Below are 15,369 nucleotides of genomic sequence, written 5' to 3'. Positions count from 1 at the left end.
GCGGAGCACGAAACCCGCTCCATGGTCCCGGCCAAGAGTCGGAGGGACCTGATTTTGAGCATCTGGACGCGTCGCAAGGCGATCGACACCATCACCGCGGGCCACGCGGACAGCCATCAGCTGAAGAAGACCCTCAGCTGGTACCACCTGGTCGCTCTGGGCGTCGGGGCCATCGTCGGCACCGGCATCTACACCCTGACCGGTGTCGGCGCGGGCCTGGCCGGGCCGGGCGTGATCCTGTCGTTCCTGATCGCCGGGGCGGTCTGCGCCTGCGCCGCGCTGTGCTACGCCGAGCTGTCGACCCTGATGCCGGCGGCGGGCAGCGCCTACACCTACAGCTACGCGGCCATGGGCGAGCCGGTCGCCTGGTTCGTCGGCTGGAGCCTGATCCTCGAATACACCCTGGTCTGCGCGGCGGTCGCCGTCGGCTGGTCGGCCCACGCCCATGGCCTGTTCAAGATGGCGGGCTTTCCCGACTACCTGCTGGCCGGACCGCACGCCGGCGGCGTCGTCAACCTGCCGGCCGTGATCATCTCGATGGCGGTGGCGGGCCTGCTGGCCCTGGGCACCCGCGAGAGCGCCACGGTCAACATGGTCCTGGTCTTCGTGAAGATCATCGCTCTGGTCATCTTCGTGGTCCTGTGCCTGCCGGCCTTCGACGCCAGCCACTTCACCCCGTTCATGCCCAACGGCTTCTCGGCCCATGTGCCCGCCGGGGCCGCGCCGGACTCGGCCAAGATTGGCGTCATGGCCGCCGCCAGCCTGATCTTCTTCGCCTTCTACGGCTTCGACGCGGTCTCGACCGCCGCCGAGGAGACCAAGAACCCCAAGCGCGACCTGACCATCGGCATCGTCGGCTCGATGGCCGCGTGCACGGCCATCTACATGATCGTCGCCGCCGCCTCGATCGGCGCGTCGCGCACCGAGATCTTCTCCAAGAGCGAGGCGCCGCTGGTCTTCATCCTGGAGAGCCTGCAGCACGGCAAGATGGCCCAGCTGGTGGCCCTGGCCGCCGTCGTGGCCCTGCCGACCGTGATCCTGGCCTTCATGTACGGCCAGAGCCGGATCTTCTTCGTCATGGCCCGCGACGGCCTGCTGCCGCGCGCCCTGTCGAAGGTCAACGCCAAGACCGGCACGCCGGTGGTCATGACCCTGCTGACCGGCGCCCTGTCGGCGGTGCTGTCGGGCTTCCTGTCGCTGAAGGACATCGCCGAGCTGGCCAATGCCGGCACCCTGGCGGCGTTCATCGCCGTGGGCCTGTCGGTGATCGTGCTGCGCCGTCGCGAGCCGAACCGCCCGCGCGTGTTCTCGACCCCGGCCTGGCAGATCGTGGCCCCGGCCGGCATCCTGGGGTGCCTCTATCTGTTCTACAGCCTGCCGGCCAAGACCCAGATCTACTTCCTGTTCGCCCACATCATCGGGGCGGTGGTCTACTTGGCCTACGGCATGCGCAAGAGCGTGCTGGCCCAGGCTGAAAAGGCCGCGCGGTAAGGGATTTCCAATCTCGAGGGCCATCGCTACAGTCCGCGTCAAAACAAGCGTTTGACGCATGGGAGAGAAGCGCATGGCCCTCGATCTGGAAACCCGCGAGCAGCTGATCGAGACGGTGGCTCGCTTCGTGGCCGAGCGCCTGCGCCCGATCGAGGCCAAGGTCGCCGAGGACGACGCGGTGCCCGCCGACGTCGTCGAGGAAATGAAGGGCCTGGGTCTCTTCGGCCTGTCGATCCCCGAAGAATTCGGCGGCCTAGGCCTCAACATGGAGGAAGAGGCGCTGGTGGCCGTCGAGCTGGGCCGCGCCTCGCCGGCGTTCCGCTCGGTGTTCGGCACCAATGTCGGCATCGGCAGCCAGGGCCTGGTGATGTTCGGAACCGACGACCAGAAGGCCAAGTGGCTGCCGGGCATCGCGTCGGGCGAGATCATCACCTCCTTCGCCTTGACCGAGCCGGAAGCCGGCTCCGACAGCGCCGCGGTGCAGACCCGCGCCACGCTGGACGGCGACGGCTACGTCCTGAACGGCGCCAAGCGCTACATCACCAACGCCGGCAAGGCCTCGCTGTTCACGGTGATGGCCCGCACCAATCCCGACGTGAAGGGCGGGGGCGGGGTTTCGGCCTTCCTGGTTCCGCGCGACTTGCCAGGCCTTTCGGTCAGCAAGCCCGAGAAGAAGATGGGCCAGCAGGGCGCGCACATTCACGACGTCACTTTCGACAACGTCCGCGTCCCGGCCTGGAACCGGCTCGGCGAGGAAGGCGAGGGCTTCAAGGTCGCCATGCAGGTGCTGGACCGCGGCCGCCTGCACATCGCCGCCGTCTGCGTGGGCGTGGCCGAGCGGCTGATCGCCGACTGCGTGGCCTATGCCAGCGAGCGCAAGCAGTTCGGCCAGCCGATCGCCAGCTTCCAGCTGATCCAGGCGATGATCGCCGACAGCAAGACCGAAGCCCTGGCGGCCCGGGCCCTGGTCCTCGAGACGGCCCGCAAGCGCGACACCGGCGTCGGCGTCACCCTGGAGGCGGCGGCCTCGAAACTCTTCGCCTCGGAGATGGTCGGCCGGGTGGCCGACCGGGCCGTGCAGGTGTTCGGCGGCGCGGGCTATGTCGCCGACTACGGAATCGAACGGCTGTACCGCGACGTCCGGATCTTCCGCATCTACGAGGGCACCAGCCAGATCCAGCAGTTGGTCATCGCCCGCGAGACCTTGAAGCGCGGCGGGTAGGGCTGCGGCGGGATGTCGCGCCTGATTTTTGGTAGAGCCGTGGCGCCACGCCGCGGGGAGGCGGCTTTTTCCAGTGCACGCAAATGTCTTTGAAGGCGCTGCTACTCAAAGGTGTGTTCACGACCTTTGAGTGTCGTGCGTCATCCTGCCGCTTCGCATACGGAGAATATTTAAGCCGGCATTAAGTATACTGGACGAGGTTGTCTCCGGATTACGAAACGGGGACGACCATGAGCCAAGATCACGCGATCAGCGAACGAGCGGCGTTCATGGGTCTGGACGATAGGGCGCGGGCCTCCCTCCGCGCGCTTCAGCCCGTCGTCCGCGCCAATATCGGCCCCGCCCTGGACGCCTTCTACGCCAATGTCCGCGCGACGCCCGAGACCCGCAAGTTCTTCGGCGACGAGGGCCACATTCAGTCCGCCTCGAGCCGCCAGCAGGCGCACTGGGACGTGATCGCACGGGCCGAGTTCGATGACACCTACGTCAAGGCCGTGCGCGCTATCGGCCAGACCCACGCCCGCATCGGCCTGGAGCCGCGCTGGTACATCGGCGGTTACGCGGTGGTCAGCGAGCATCTGATCCGCGCCACGATCAACGACCAGTGGCCCAAGGGCTTCATGGCCAAGGGCGACCCGACAAAGGCCGGCGACGCGGTGAGCGCGCTGATGAAGGCGGTCATGCTGGACATGGATTTCGCCATCTCGATCTATCTGGAGACCATCGAGGCCGAGCGCCAGCGCCTGGAGGCGGTGCGCCTGGCCAACGAGGCCAGCCAGAACGCGGTGGTCCAGGCGCTGGGCGACGCGCTCGACCGCCTGGCTCAGGGCGACCTGGTCGGCCGCCTGTCGGCCGAGGTAGCGCCGGAGTTCCAGAAGCTGAAGGACGACTTCAACAACGCCGTCGGCATCCTGGAGCGGGCGATGAGCCGCGTGGCCGACGCCACCGACGGAATCCGCTCGGGCGCCGACGAGATCGGCGAAGCCGCTGACGACCTGTCGCGGCGCACCGAACAACAGGCCGCCAGCCTGGAAGAGACGGCGGCGGCTCTGGACGAGATCACCTCGACCGTCCGTCGCTCGGCGGCCGGCGCCAAGCAGGCGCAGGACGTGGTGATCGGCGCCAAGGCCGAGGCCGAGAAGTCCGGCATCGTCGTCGACCAGGCCGTGGCCGCCATGGGCGAGATCGAAACCAGCTCGCGCTCGATCGGCAACATCATCGGGGTGATCGACGAGATCGCCTTCCAGACCAACCTGTTGGCGCTCAACGCCGGAGTCGAGGCGGCGCGCGCGGGCGAGGCCGGTCGCGGCTTCGCCGTCGTGGCGCAGGAGGTCCGCGCCTTGGCCCAGCGATCCGCCGACGCGGCCAAGGAGATCAAGACCTTGATCGCCAGCTCGACCGCCCAGGTCGATCGCGGCGTGGGTCTGGTCGGCCAGACGGGCGAGGCCCTTCGCGGCATCGTCGACAAGGTGGCCGAAATCGACGCCCTGATCGTGGAGATCGCCAGCTCGGCCCAGGAGCAGGCTCAGGGGCTTAACGAGGTGAACACGGCCGTCAATCAGATGGACCAGGTCACTCAGCAGAACGCCGCCATGGTGGAGCAGACGACGGCCGCGACCCATTCCCTCAAGGGTCAGACGCTGGAGTTGGTCAAGCAGGTGGCGACGTTCTCGATCTCGGCGCGCCAGAAGGCCGCCGCGCCGGCGACGCCCACGCCGACGCGCGCTCCGCCTGTCGCCCGCCCTCTCAGCCGCCCCGGCCGCCAGCCGGCCGTCTCCGCCCCAGCGGCGCGGGGCAATGCGGCCGCGGCGCTCAAAGAAAAATGGGAAGAGTTTTGAGTAAAGGAGCGGGTCAGGTGCGAATCTTGACCTGCGAACAGCAGAACGCCCCCGCCGACGGTGTCGGCGAGGGCGCTATGTGTTCCCCGGAAGGGATTGATGCTTACGCGCCGCCCGGGAAGCGGAACGGGACCTTCACGGTGCCCGTCTTGGCGCCCATGGGGAGCTTTTCGGCGATGCACATGGCGGCCTTGTCGAAACCCTTGCCGGCGGCGCTGTTGTCGACGACCTTGCAGTCCGACAGCTTGCCGGCGTCGGCGGTGCATTCCAGCATCACCTGAGCGGCGTCGCGGGTGTTCGCGAACTGCTGCAGGCAACGGCCCATTTGGTCTTCGAAGCCACCGGCGGCCGAAGCGGCCTGAGCGACGAAAAAGCTGCCAGCGATTCCCGCGGCAATAGCGATCGGATATTTCATCCCGCTGCTCCTAGTAAATATGTCCCGTCCTGTGGACGCTGCGCCAACCGGACGCAGGGGCTTTTTCGCAGGTTCAAGTTAAGAGAATCTGAGTCGGCGAAGAATATTGGAAGTTTACTGTCAGGTAACCATCAGAGGGGTGCCGCGCGACGCCCGCTAGGTGCTCCCGTCTTTATAGATTCCGCGCGTGGGAGCCTGCGACGAAACGACCCGTCCGACACCACCTCGAACTATTATGTCGAATTGGCTTTAACCAAGTCAGAGTCTGTTAGGACTCTATGGGGATTATCCCCTCTCATGTTGGCGGTCCGTGGGCACGGCGCGCCGGTTGGAGGGAACCTCGCGATGAAACGGATTCGTCTCGTCGATTTACCGTTGATTATAAAGATCGGCTTCGCGCCGGCATTCGCTTTGCTGATGCTGGCCCTGATGGCGGGTGGCGCCATTGTTGTTCAGAAGAGCCAGTCGGCCGCTCTGAAACAGGTCGTTGAAAGCGACATGCGCGAAAACTTGGAGATCCAGAAGATCTCCAAGCGTATTTCAAACGTCAACGGTGAGCTCTACACCGTCATGACCCACAAGGCTGGCAACATCGACGTCGGCAAGAACGACGCTCGCATGGCCGCCGTGTTGACCGAGACCGACTCGATCAAGAAGGAACTGGCCGCCCTCAAGGCCAAGCTGCCGGCGGCCGAACAACCCAAGATCGCCGAACTGATCAAGCAACTCGATGAGTGCCGCAGCGCCATCGACACGGTCAGCGGCATGATCGGCGTCGACTTCAACATGGCCGTGGGCTTCATCGCCCCGTTCGAAGAACAGTACGCCAAGATGACAGGCACGCTCGACCAGGTCGTCGGCGCCGCCAACAAGCGCGTCGAAGCCGAGAGCGCCAAGCGCCAGGCCGAGGCGACCGCCGCGATGAGCATCACGATCGTGATGTCGCTGATCACCCTGGCCGCCGTCGGCGGTCTGGCGTGGTTCACCGTCATGACGACCCGCAAGTCGATCAACGACATCGCCGGCGCCACCGACAAGCTGTCGAAAGGCGACAACAGCATCGACCTCGAGAAGCTGACGCGCGGCGACGAACTGGGCGCCATCGTCACGGCGCTGAAGGTCTTCCGCGACAACCAACTGCACCTCGACACATTGCGCGCCGAGCAGGAAAAGTCCGCCGCCCTCACGGCCGACGAACGCCGCGCCAAGGAAGCCGCCGCGGCGGCCGCCGCCCAGGAAGCCTCGACCGTCGTCAGCAACCTGGCCCAGGGCCTGGAGAAGCTGGCCTCGGGCGACCTGACCTTCCGCGTGACCGCCGACTTCCCTGGCGACTACCGCAAGCTGAAGGACGACTTCAACGGCGCCATGGGCTCGCTGCAGGAGACGATGAAAGTCATCGCCGCCTCGACCGACGGCCTGCGCACCGGCGCCGACGAGATCGCCCACGCCTCGGACGACCTGTCGCGCCGCACCGAACAACAGGCCGCCAGCCTGGAAGAGACCGCCGCCGCGCTGGACGAGCTGACCGCCACCGTGCGCCGCACGGCCTCGGGCGCCCGCCAGGCTTCGGACGTGGTCTCAACGACGCGTGGCGAAGCGACGCATAGCGGCCAAGTCGTGCATCAGGCAGTGTCGGCCATGGGCGAGATCGAAAACTCGTCCAAGCAGATCAGCCAGATTATCGGCGTGATCGACGAGATCGCCTTCCAGACCAACCTCCTGGCCCTGAACGCCGGCGTCGAAGCCGCGCGGGCGGGCGAAGCGGGCCGCGGCTTCGCGGTCGTCGCCCAGGAAGTCCGGGCCCTGGCCCAGCGCTCGGCCGAAGCGGCCAAGGAGATCAAGGCCTTGATCTCCAGCTCGACCCAGCAGGTCAGCCAAGGCGTCAGCCTGGTCGGCCAGACGGGCGAGGCGCTGCAACGGATCGTGGCGAAGGTCGGCGAGATCGACGCCCTGGTCACCGAAATCGCGGCTTCGGCCGCGGAGCAGGCGACTGGTCTGAACGAAGTCAACACGGCCGTGAACCAGATGGATCAGGTCACGCAGCAGAACGCCGCCATGGTCGAGCAATCGACCGCCGCGACGCACTCGCTGAAAGGCGAGACCGGTGAACTGGTCCGCCTGATGGCCCGCTTCCAAGTGGGGAACGGCGCTTCGAACTACACCCGCCCGGCCATGGCCGATGCGGCCCAGCACGCTCCGGCGCGCAACCCGGTGGCCGAGCAGCAGGCCCGCCTGAACACCTTCGCCCGTCCGGGCCGGAGCAATGGTTCGGCGGCTGTCGCCCAGGCCCCCACTACGGATGGTTGGGAGGAATTCTAATGGCCGCCGCGATCGCGCTGCCTGAAACCCTGGATCTGAAGGCCGCGGCCCCTCTGAAGGCCGCCTTCCTGGAACGCCGCGGCGCGGCGATCATCGTGGAAGCCGATCAGGTCCGTCGCCTCGGCGGTCTGTGCCTGCAGGTTCTGCTGGCCGCCCGCAAGGCGTGGGACCAGGACGGTCAAGCCTTTTCCATCAAGGGGCCTTCCGAGGCCTTTGTCGAAACCACCCGTCTTTTCGGCGCCGAAAGGGTGCTCCTCTCGGCGGAATTCCAAGGAGCTGAATCGTGACCCGTACGATTCTCACGGTCGACGACTCCCGCACCATGCGGGACATGCTGCGCATGGCTCTAGCTGGCGCCGGCTTCAACGTGGTCGAAGCGGTCGACGGCGAACATGGCCTGGAGGTTCTCTCCGCCCATCGCCCCGACGTGATCATCACGGACATCAACATGCCCAAGCTGGACGGCTTCGGCTTCATCGAGGCGGTGCGGGTCGATGACGACTATCGCGCCATCCCGATCCTGGTCCTGACCACGGAAAGCGACCCGGCCAAGAAGCAGCGGGCTCGCGAAGCCGGCGCGACGGGCTGGATCGTCAAGCCGTTCAACCCGGAAAAGCTGGTCGACGCCATCCGCCGCGTCGCCGCCTAGGTCCGGGGCCGCCTGAGTCAGGCTCAAGTACCGCGTGCCGAATTTTGACTACCCGTTGCTAGACGCGAATTAGGACGTACGGGACATGGACGAGCTAGAGGCCATCAAGGTTACCTTCTTCCAGGAATGCGAGGAGCTTCTCGCCGACCTCGAGGGCGGTCTCCTGGCCATGCAGGAAGGGGCCGGCGACAGCGAAACGGTCAACGCCGTGTTCCGCGCCGTCCACTCGATCAAGGGCGGCGCCGGCGCCTTCGGCCTCGAGCCGTTGGTGCGCTTCGCCCACGTGTTCGAGACCCTGCTGGACGCCGTGCGCGCCGGCTCGGTGCCTAACACGGTCGATCTGGCCGCCGTCATGCTGCGCGCCTCCGACATCCTGGCCGACCACGTCAGCGCCGCGCGCGGCCTGGGTGATGTCGACATGGCCGCCTCGGCCGCCATGGCCGCCGAGCTGGAAACCTGGACCGACCCGAACGCCGCTCCGGCTCCGGCGCCGGCCGCCGCCGCCCCGGCGCCGGTCGAGGAGGCCGCTCCGGCCCCGCCCACCACTGTTTCTGTCGTCGCCGCCGAAGACGCCATGGATGACGACGACCTTGGCTTCGTCTTCGTGCCCCAGACCATCTCGGTCGAGGCGCAGGCCGCCGACGCCGATCTGATCCCCGCCAACGTCTGGACGGTGTCGATCCGTCCGAAGTCGGACCTCTACCGCAAGGCCAACGAGACGGCGCTGCTGCTGCGCGAGCTCAACCGCCTGGGTCCGATCAAGGCGACGCTGGACGATCGCGCCCTGCCGGCGCTGGAAGATCTGGATCCGGAAGCCGCCTTCGTGACCTGGAGCGTCCGCCTCGAAACCGAGGACGACGAGACCGCGATCCGCGAAGTCTTCGAGTTCGTCGACGGTGACTGCGACCTGGAAATCACCCGTGGCGAAGCCGCGGTCGAGGACGCCCTGGCCTCGCTGCTGACGGTCGCCGAGACCATCCCCGAAATGGCCGTCGAGCCCGCCGCTCCGGCCGCCATCGAAATTCAAGCCCCCGAAGCGGCTTTGGCGCCCGTCGCCGAGGTCGCGCCCGTCGCGCCGCCCCCCGCGCCGGTGGTCGAGGCCGCCAAGCCGGCCGCCCCGACGCCGAAGGCCACCCAGGTCGAGGTCCCGGGTCCGGGCCAGTCAGTCATCCGCGTCGATCCCGAGCGCATCGACCGCCTGATCGATCTCGTCGGCGAACTGGTCATCAACCAGGCCATGCTGGCGCAACGCGTCGGCGAATATGGCATCGCTCCGTCCTCCAACCTAGCCATGGGTCTGGATGAGCTGGAACAGCTCACCCGCGAGATCCAGGACAGCGTCATGGCCATCCGCGCCCAGCCGGTGAAGTCGGTGTTCCAGCGCATGCCGCGCCTGGTCCGCGAAGTCGCCAACATGACGGGCAAGCAGGCCCGTCTGGTCATGGACGGCGAAAACACCGAGGTCGACAAGACGGTCATCGAGCGTCTGTCCGACCCGATCACCCACATGCTGCGCAACGCCATCGACCACGGGCTGGAAAGCCCCGAGGAGCGCAAGGCGGCCGGCAAGAACGCCGAAGGCGTCGTGCGCCTGGCCGCGCTGCACCGCAGCGGCCGGATCGTCATCGAGGTCTCGGACGACGGCAAGGGCATCAATCGCGAGCGGGTGCTGTCGATCGCCGTCAAGAAGGGCCTGATCGCCCCCGACGTGACCTTGACCGACGAAGAGATTGACAACCTGATCTTCCTCCCGGGCTTCTCGACCGCCGACAAGATTTCGGACGTGTCGGGCCGCGGCGTCGGCATGGACGTGGTCAAGCGCTCGGTCCAGGCTCTGGGCGGCCGCATCTCGATCACCTCGCGCCCCGGCCAGGGGTCGACCTTCACGCTGAGCCTGCCGCTGACCCTGGCCGTTCTGGACGGCATGGTGGTCGACGTCGCCGGCGAGACCCTGGTCGTGCCGCTGGCCGCCATCGTCGAGAGCCTGCGTCCGAAGCCGGAAGAAGTTCGCCCGCTGGGCCCGGTCGGCTCGGTGCTGGCCGTCCGCGACAGCTTCGTGCCGCTGATCGACGTCGGCCTGACGCTCGGCTACCGCGACCATAGCCCCAACCCGACCGACGGCGTCGTGCTGCTGGTCGAGGGCGAGGACGGCTCGCGCGCGGCCCTGGTGGCCGACGCCATCCATGGCCAGCGCCAGGTCGTCATCAAGTCGCTGGAGCAGAACTACCAGCAGGTCGAGGGCGTCGCCGCCGCGACCATCCTGGGCGACGGCCGCGTGGCCCTGATCCTGGACGTCGACGCGACGATCGCCATGCGCCGCCGTGAAGGCGGCGCGCCTCGCCCCACAGAACCCACCCTCATCGCGGCGGAGTAAGTCATGACCGACCATGCCACCGCCATAGGCATTGACCGCCGGGAACTGATTTCCTTCCGCGTGGGCGACCAGGAGTACTGCGTCGACATCATGGCGGTCCGCGAGATCCGCGGCTGGAGCCCGGCCACGGTGCTCCCGCAGTCGCCCGGCTTCATGCGCGGCGTGATCAATCTGCGCGGCGCGGTGCTGCCGATCATGGACCTGGCCTGCCGCCTGGGCATGCCGGTGATCGAGCCGACCGTCCGCAGCGTCTTCATCGTGGTCAAGGCGGGCGACCGCACCGTCGGCCTGCTGGTCGACGCGGTGTCTGACATCCTGTCGATCAACGACGACATGATCCAGCCGACCCCGGACATGGCCTGCGACACCGTCCGCAACTTCGTCCGCGGCATCATCTCGATCGAGGGCCGCATGATCAGCGAGATCTCCTTGGACCGCATCCTGCCCGAACGGGAGGCCCTGGCCGCCTGATGACGAATTTCGCTTCCACCTCAGAGCGCCGCGAAGCCATCGTCGATGGCGAGTTCGCGTTCACCAATCAGGATTTCAAGCGCATCGCCGCGCTGCTGTACGATCTGGCCGGCATCAGCTTGCCCGACAGCAAGGCGACGCTGGTCTATTCGCGCCTGGCCAAGCGCTTGCGGACCCTGGGTCTGCGGACGTTCACCGAGTACTGCGCCTTCGTCGCCAGCGACAAGGGCCAAGACGAGAGCCAGGAGATGCTCCGCGCGCTGACGACCAACGTCACGCGTTTCTTCCGCGAGCCGCATCACTTCGACGACCTGCGCGCCAACGTGCTGGAACCTGTCGTCGACAAGGTGCGCGCCGGGGGGCGGCTGCGTCTGTGGTCGGCCGCCAGCTCGTCGGGCCAGGAGCCCTATTCGATGGCCTTCACGGTGCTGTCGGTATGGCCGAACGCGGCCGATCTGGACATCCGGATCCTGGGCACGGACATCGACACCAACGTGCTGGCGATCGGCCGCGAGGCCGTCTACGACGAATCGCTGCTGGAAGGGATTCCAGCCTCGGCGCGCAGCCAGTTCTTCGAGCGCGACGCCTCGGATCGGCGCGCCTGGCGCGTTTGCGACGCGGCCCGCAGCCTGGTCGCGTTCCGGGAACTAAATCTCAACGGTCCGTCATGGCCTATGAAGGGGCCATTTGACGCCATCTTCTGCCGGAATGTCGTGATCTATTTCGATGAACCTACCCAAGAACGTGTTTGGAGCCGCTTCGCGCCGCTCGTCGCGCCTGGCGGCCGTCTCTATGTCGGCCATTCCGAGCGTGTGGGCTCCAATGTCACCGCGTTCGAAAGCTGCGGCCTGACCGCCTATAGGAAGGTGGGCCGCTGATGCCGAAGATTCGCGTTCTTGTCGTCGACGACTCCGCCACCATGCGGAGCCTGATCACGGCGGCCCTCTCCCGCGACCCGGAGATCGAGGTGGTCGGCGGCGCCGGCGACCCGTTCGAGGCGCGGGGCATGATCAAGGCCCTGAACCCCGACGTCGTCACGCTCGACATCGAGATGCCGAACATGAACGGCATCGAGTTCCTCGAGAAGATCATGCGCCTGCGGCCGATGCCGGTGGTCATGGTCTCGACCCTGACCCAGGCCGGCGCCGAGATGACGCTGCGGGCCCTGGAACTGGGCGCGGTGGACTGCGTGGGCAAGCCCGCCGACGCCACCGGCACCCAGGAAGCCCTGGCCGAGATCGTCACCAAGGTGAAGATCGCCGCCCGCGCCTCGGTTCGCACCAACGCCGGCGCGGCCCCGGCGGCCGCGCCCGTGCGGCGCAAGGACTTCGTGCCGTCGGGCGACATCGTGGCGATCGGTTCGTCGACCGGCGGGGTGGAAGCCCTGCTGTCGATCCTGACGCTGTTCCCCGAGACCTGCCCGCCGACGGTCATCACTCAGCACATGCCGGCGACCTTCACCGCCAGCTTCGCCGCGCGCCTGGATCGCGCCAGCGGGGCCAAGGTGCAGGAGGCTGTCGACGGCGCCCTGCTGGAGCCTGGCAAGGTCTATGTCGCTCCCGGCGGCGCGGCGCATCTCACGGTCGTTCGCTCGGCCGGCCTGCGTTGCCGCCTGGTCCAGGGCGACCCGGTCAGCGGCCACCGCCCGTCGGTGGACGTGTTGTTCAACTCGGTGGCCAACGCCGTCGGCGACAAGGCGGTCGGGGCTATCCTGACCGGCATGGGCCGCGACGGCGCCCAGGGCCTTCTGGCCATGCGCAAGGCCGGCGCCAAGACGCTGGGCCAGGACGAAGCTTCGTGCGTCGTCTACGGCATGCCGCGCTCCGCTTTCGAAATTGGCGCTGTGGAGAAGCAGGTCTCCCTGTCCCACATGGGCCAATCCATCCTCGATCTGGCCTCCGCGAGGCGATGAACCATGCCGCAAGCTAGCACCATCTCCGTACTCGTGGTCGACGACCAGCTCACCATGCGGGCTCTGATCCGCAATGCGTTGCAGCAGATCGGCTTCAAGGACATCCGTGAGGCGCCGGATGGCGAGGAGGCTCTCAAGAACCTCCTGGCCAAGCCCGCCAACCTCGTCATCTCGGACTTCAACATGCCGAAGATGGATGGCCTGGCGCTGTTGCGCGCGGTGCGCTCGCACCCGCCGATCCGCCAGACCGCCTTCGTCATGCTGACGGGCCGCGCCGACCGCGAACTGGTCCAGCGCGCCGTGCAGTTCGGCGTCAACAACTACTGCGTCAAGCCGTTTACGGTTCAAGGCTTGAAAGAGAAGATCGAACAGGTGTTCGGGCAGCTGACATGACGCAATTCTCCCATCACGACGACCCGGAACGGGCGGTCAAGGTTCATGTGACCCAGGGCGAAAGCCATGTGACGGGCGACCCGCAGGTGGTGATGACCACCGTGCTGGGCTCGTGCATCGCCGCATGCATCCGCGATCCGCAAGCCGGTGTCGGTGGCATGAACCACTTCCTGCTGCCGGATTCGGGCGATGGCCGCACCGGCGGCGACGCTGTCCGCTACGGCGCCTACGCCATGGAAGTGCTGATCAACGATCTGCTGAAGAAGGGCGCCCGCCGCGAGCGGATGGAAGCCAAGATCTTCGGCGGGGCCAAGCTGTTCGACGGCCTCTCGGACGTCGGCGCCAGCAACGCCGCCTTCGCCGAACGCTTCCTGCGCGACGAAGGCATCCCGATCGTCTCGTCCAGCACTGGCGGGGTCTCGGCCCGTCGCGTCGAGTTCTGGCCGACCTCGGGTCGGGTGCGCCAGCGTCTGGTGGCCGTCGACAACGCGCCGCAGGATGTCCGCCGTCCCGTTCCGCCGCCGATGCCGTCGGTGGCCAGCGGCGACGTGGATCTGTTCTGAGCCTGATGACCGCGCTGCCGCTTCAGACGCCGACGACCGCACCGACCGAGCACCTGCCGGTCGGAGAGCTGTCGCGTCGTCTGGCGGTGGAACTGGCTTCGGCCGCGACCCTGTGCCGGGACTGCGAACACCTGGCCGGCGACCTCGCCAGGGGCGGGGCGACGCTGGAGAATCTGACGCGTCTGCAGTCGCTGGACGAGCTGAGCCAGCGCCTGCACGGCCTGTCCGAGGTGCTCGAGCGCATCGGCCAGCACGCCTCCGGCGAATGGAACGTCTCGATCGAGCCGCTGCTGAGGGGGCTGGGTCTGTCCGACATGGTCGTGAGGCTGCGCGCCGAGGAGCGGCAGGGCGAACGCGCCGACCCCGGCGAGCTCGACTTCTTCTAGGCGCGCGATGGCCGACCCGCTCCTTCCCTCGACGCGGATCAATCTCGAAAAGGCCACGGTTCTGGTCTTGGATGACAACGGTCCCTCGTTGGACATATTGTCGCAGGTGGTCTCGGGCTTTGGCGTCAAACAGCTGCTCCGGGCCGAGAGTGTCGCGGACGCGCAGACCTTGATCCGAACCAAGACCTTCGACCTGATCATCAGCGACGTGCAGATGCCCGTCACCGACGGCATCGAGTTCATCGAATGGCTGCGCAAGGACGCTGGCGAGACCAACCGCTACGTCCCGGTCATCCTGGTCACCGGCCACACCCGCACCTCGCAGATCTTCAAGCTGCGCGACGCGGGGTCGAACTACGTCGTGGCCAAGCCGATCACGCCCAAGGTGCTGCTGGAGCGTATCGTCTGGGTCGCTCGCGAGGAGCGGCAGTTCATCGAATGCGACAGCTACATAGGACCTGATCGCCGTTTCAAGCACGAGGGACCCCCGCCAGGGACGGATGGACGGCGGAAGGATGACCTCCCGGCCGAGGTGGGCGATGCGCAGACGCCCAACATGTCGGATGACGAAATCGCCAACCTGATGCGCCCAGCGAAGGTGCAGATATGACCGTCCGTAAATTCCGTCCCCCCAACCGCCTCGCCAGCATGATCAAGGAGCGGGGCGGCATCCTGGCCCAGGACGCCGTCATCGCCGCCGAGGCGGGAGTCGAGAGCCTGCGCGAGGCCTCGCTGGCCGCGTTGGACGAAACGCTGGCCGAGATCGAGCGTCGCTTCGGCAAGGCCGCCGAAGACCGCGAGAGCGAGCCGTTCGATGCGCTTTACCTGCTCAGCTCACGGATCATCGACGTTGGTCATTTCGTCTCCGACAGCGGAGTCGACAAGGCGGCGGTGTCCCTGTGCACCCTGGCCGACAGCCTGGCGGAAGCCGAGGTCTGGCGCTGGGATGCGGTCGACGTCCACCTCAATGCCTTGAAGCTGCTGCGGGCCATGGGCGCCCAGCTGCCGGCGGATCAGCGCGCGGCGATGCTGGAAGGCCTCTATCAGGTCAGTCACCACCGTCCCGACGAGGTCTGACCCGGCCTGACCCGCCGCCGCCATGTGTCGGAAACGCAACGGCGCTAGGTCTCGTGAGTTGTGTCCGCTTTGTGGCCTTGTCGGCCGCCAATCGCTTTGTTAGTCCTCTGATACCGGTGTCAGAAACGAGTGTCTGTCTATGACACCGGTAGCAAAAACCAAGATCTAAGGCCGGGGTGCGGCTTCGTGGGAAGGACGCGGAGCTGAAACGAAGGCCTAGGGCGGCGGCGACGCCGTCTCCAAATGGTCTCATCGGGAG

At 67.0% G+C, this 15,369-nt stretch carries 16 protein-coding genes; 15 read left to right on the top strand and 1 reads right to left on the bottom strand.

Annotated features, from left to right (window positions below):
- Positions 1-21 precede the first annotated feature (21 nt).
- From AC07R7_RS12495 to AC07R7_RS12485, 3 genes are all read left to right on the top strand, one after another.
- Positions 22-1,491: an amino acid permease gene (locus AC07R7_RS12495; RefSeq protein WP_494635597.1), complete on the top strand. Its 1,470-nt coding sequence runs from the start codon at positions 22-24 to the stop codon at positions 1,489-1,491.
- 73 nt (positions 1,492-1,564) lie between these two features.
- Positions 1,565-2,713, top strand: coding sequence for an acyl-CoA dehydrogenase family protein (locus AC07R7_RS12490; protein WP_494635356.1), 1,149 nt, complete (start codon positions 1,565-1,567; stop codon positions 2,711-2,713).
- A 230-nt stretch (positions 2,714-2,943) separates the two neighbouring features.
- Positions 2,944-4,551, top strand: a complete 1,608-nt coding sequence (locus AC07R7_RS12485; RefSeq protein WP_494635355.1) for a methyl-accepting chemotaxis protein — start codon at positions 2,944-2,946, stop codon at positions 4,549-4,551.
- 103 nt (positions 4,552-4,654) lie between these two features.
- On the opposite strand, the gene AC07R7_RS12480 is transcribed toward AC07R7_RS12485, so the two are convergent.
- Positions 4,655-4,966: a hypothetical protein gene (locus AC07R7_RS12480; protein ID WP_099444777.1), complete on the bottom strand. Its 312-nt coding sequence runs from the start codon at positions 4,964-4,966 to the stop codon at positions 4,655-4,657.
- A gap of 297 nt (positions 4,967-5,263) precedes the next feature.
- On the opposite strand from AC07R7_RS12480, the gene AC07R7_RS12475 reads away from it, so the two are divergent.
- The 12 genes from AC07R7_RS12475 (at position 5,264) to AC07R7_RS12420 (ending at position 15,110) form a co-directional block, all read left to right on the top strand.
- Entirely contained in the window at positions 5,264-7,285 is a 2,022-nt protein-coding gene (locus AC07R7_RS12475) for a methyl-accepting chemotaxis protein (RefSeq protein WP_494635354.1), read from the top strand.
- The gene (locus tag AC07R7_RS12470; RefSeq protein WP_492887057.1) at positions 7,285-7,572 is read left to right on the top strand and encodes an STAS domain-containing protein; all 288 of its coding nucleotides are present in this window, start codon (positions 7,285-7,287) and stop codon (positions 7,570-7,572) included. The genes AC07R7_RS12475 and AC07R7_RS12470 overlap by 1 nt, the downstream gene beginning before the upstream one ends.
- Positions 7,569-7,934, top strand: a complete 366-nt coding sequence (locus tag AC07R7_RS12465; RefSeq protein ID WP_062095129.1) for a response regulator — start codon at positions 7,569-7,571, stop codon at positions 7,932-7,934. Before AC07R7_RS12470 ends, AC07R7_RS12465 begins: the two co-directional genes overlap by 4 nt.
- Before the next feature lie 85 nt (positions 7,935-8,019).
- On the top strand, positions 8,020-10,308 hold the full coding sequence (locus tag AC07R7_RS12460; RefSeq protein WP_494635353.1) for a chemotaxis protein CheA: 2,289 nt from the start codon (positions 8,020-8,022) through the stop codon (positions 10,306-10,308).
- Positions 10,309-10,311: 3 nt separating this feature from the next.
- Entirely contained in the window at positions 10,312-10,779 is a 468-nt protein-coding gene (locus tag AC07R7_RS12455; RefSeq protein WP_492836611.1) for a chemotaxis protein CheW, read from the top strand.
- Positions 10,779-11,657 carry a CheR family methyltransferase gene (locus AC07R7_RS12450; protein ID WP_492887054.1) on the top strand — a complete coding sequence of 293 codons (879 nt, stop codon included), beginning with the start codon at positions 10,779-10,781 and terminating at the stop codon, positions 11,655-11,657. Before AC07R7_RS12455 ends, AC07R7_RS12450 begins: the two co-directional genes overlap by 1 nt.
- Positions 11,657-12,691, top strand: coding sequence for a protein-glutamate methylesterase/protein-glutamine glutaminase (locus tag AC07R7_RS12445; protein ID WP_492887053.1), 1,035 nt, complete (start codon positions 11,657-11,659; stop codon positions 12,689-12,691). The genes AC07R7_RS12450 and AC07R7_RS12445 overlap by 1 nt, the downstream gene beginning before the upstream one ends.
- Before the next feature lie 3 nt (positions 12,692-12,694).
- On the top strand, positions 12,695-13,084 hold the full coding sequence (locus AC07R7_RS12440) for a response regulator (protein ID WP_010918325.1): 390 nt from the start codon (positions 12,695-12,697) through the stop codon (positions 13,082-13,084).
- Positions 13,081-13,647 carry a chemotaxis protein CheD gene (locus tag AC07R7_RS12435; RefSeq protein ID WP_492836618.1) on the top strand — a complete coding sequence of 189 codons (567 nt, stop codon included), beginning with the start codon at positions 13,081-13,083 and terminating at the stop codon, positions 13,645-13,647. The genes AC07R7_RS12440 and AC07R7_RS12435 overlap by 4 nt, the downstream gene beginning before the upstream one ends.
- Before the next feature lie 5 nt (positions 13,648-13,652).
- Positions 13,653-14,033: a DUF8776 family protein gene (locus AC07R7_RS12430; protein WP_492836620.1), complete on the top strand. Its 381-nt coding sequence runs from the start codon at positions 13,653-13,655 to the stop codon at positions 14,031-14,033.
- Positions 14,034-14,040: 7 nt separating this feature from the next.
- Complete coding sequence (locus AC07R7_RS12425) at positions 14,041-14,643, top strand: response regulator (RefSeq protein WP_492887052.1); 603 nt, start codon at positions 14,041-14,043, stop codon at positions 14,641-14,643.
- Positions 14,640-15,110, top strand: a complete 471-nt coding sequence (locus tag AC07R7_RS12420) for a chemotaxis protein CheE (protein ID WP_492836624.1) — start codon at positions 14,640-14,642, stop codon at positions 15,108-15,110. Before AC07R7_RS12425 ends, AC07R7_RS12420 begins: the two co-directional genes overlap by 4 nt.
- Positions 15,111-15,369 lie beyond the last annotated feature (259 nt).

The sequence above is a fragment of the Caulobacter sp. GW821-FHT05F04 genome, assembly GCF_059419665.1.
The sequence above is the reverse complement of the archived record's forward strand: the minus strand, read 5'-3'. Positions and strand labels throughout refer to the sequence as shown.

Coding starts and splice junctions, on each gene's coding strand:
- AC07R7_RS12495 (WP_494635597.1), top strand. CDS start 22: ATGGTCCCGGCCAAGAGTCGGAGGGACCTGATTTTGAGCATCTGGACG.
- AC07R7_RS12490 (WP_494635356.1), top strand. CDS start 1,565: ATGGCCCTCGATCTGGAAACCCGCGAGCAGCTGATCGAGACGGTGGCT.
- AC07R7_RS12485 (WP_494635355.1), top strand. CDS start 2,944: ATGAGCCAAGATCACGCGATCAGCGAACGAGCGGCGTTCATGGGTCTG.
- AC07R7_RS12480 (WP_099444777.1), bottom strand. CDS start 4,966: ATGAAATATCCGATCGCTATTGCCGCGGGAATCGCTGGCAGCTTTTTC.
- AC07R7_RS12475 (WP_494635354.1), top strand. CDS start 5,264: ATGTTGGCGGTCCGTGGGCACGGCGCGCCGGTTGGAGGGAACCTCGCG.
- AC07R7_RS12470 (WP_492887057.1), top strand. CDS start 7,285: ATGGCCGCCGCGATCGCGCTGCCTGAAACCCTGGATCTGAAGGCCGCG.
- AC07R7_RS12460 (WP_494635353.1), top strand. CDS start 8,020: ATGGACGAGCTAGAGGCCATCAAGGTTACCTTCTTCCAGGAATGCGAG.
- AC07R7_RS12455 (WP_492836611.1), top strand. CDS start 10,312: ATGACCGACCATGCCACCGCCATAGGCATTGACCGCCGGGAACTGATT.
- AC07R7_RS12450 (WP_492887054.1), top strand. CDS start 10,779: ATGACGAATTTCGCTTCCACCTCAGAGCGCCGCGAAGCCATCGTCGAT.
- AC07R7_RS12445 (WP_492887053.1), top strand. CDS start 11,657: ATGCCGAAGATTCGCGTTCTTGTCGTCGACGACTCCGCCACCATGCGG.
- AC07R7_RS12440 (WP_010918325.1), top strand. CDS start 12,695: ATGCCGCAAGCTAGCACCATCTCCGTACTCGTGGTCGACGACCAGCTC.
- AC07R7_RS12435 (WP_492836618.1), top strand. CDS start 13,081: ATGACGCAATTCTCCCATCACGACGACCCGGAACGGGCGGTCAAGGTT.
- AC07R7_RS12430 (WP_492836620.1), top strand. CDS start 13,653: ATGACCGCGCTGCCGCTTCAGACGCCGACGACCGCACCGACCGAGCAC.
- AC07R7_RS12425 (WP_492887052.1), top strand. CDS start 14,041: ATGGCCGACCCGCTCCTTCCCTCGACGCGGATCAATCTCGAAAAGGCC.
- AC07R7_RS12420 (WP_492836624.1), top strand. CDS start 14,640: ATGACCGTCCGTAAATTCCGTCCCCCCAACCGCCTCGCCAGCATGATC.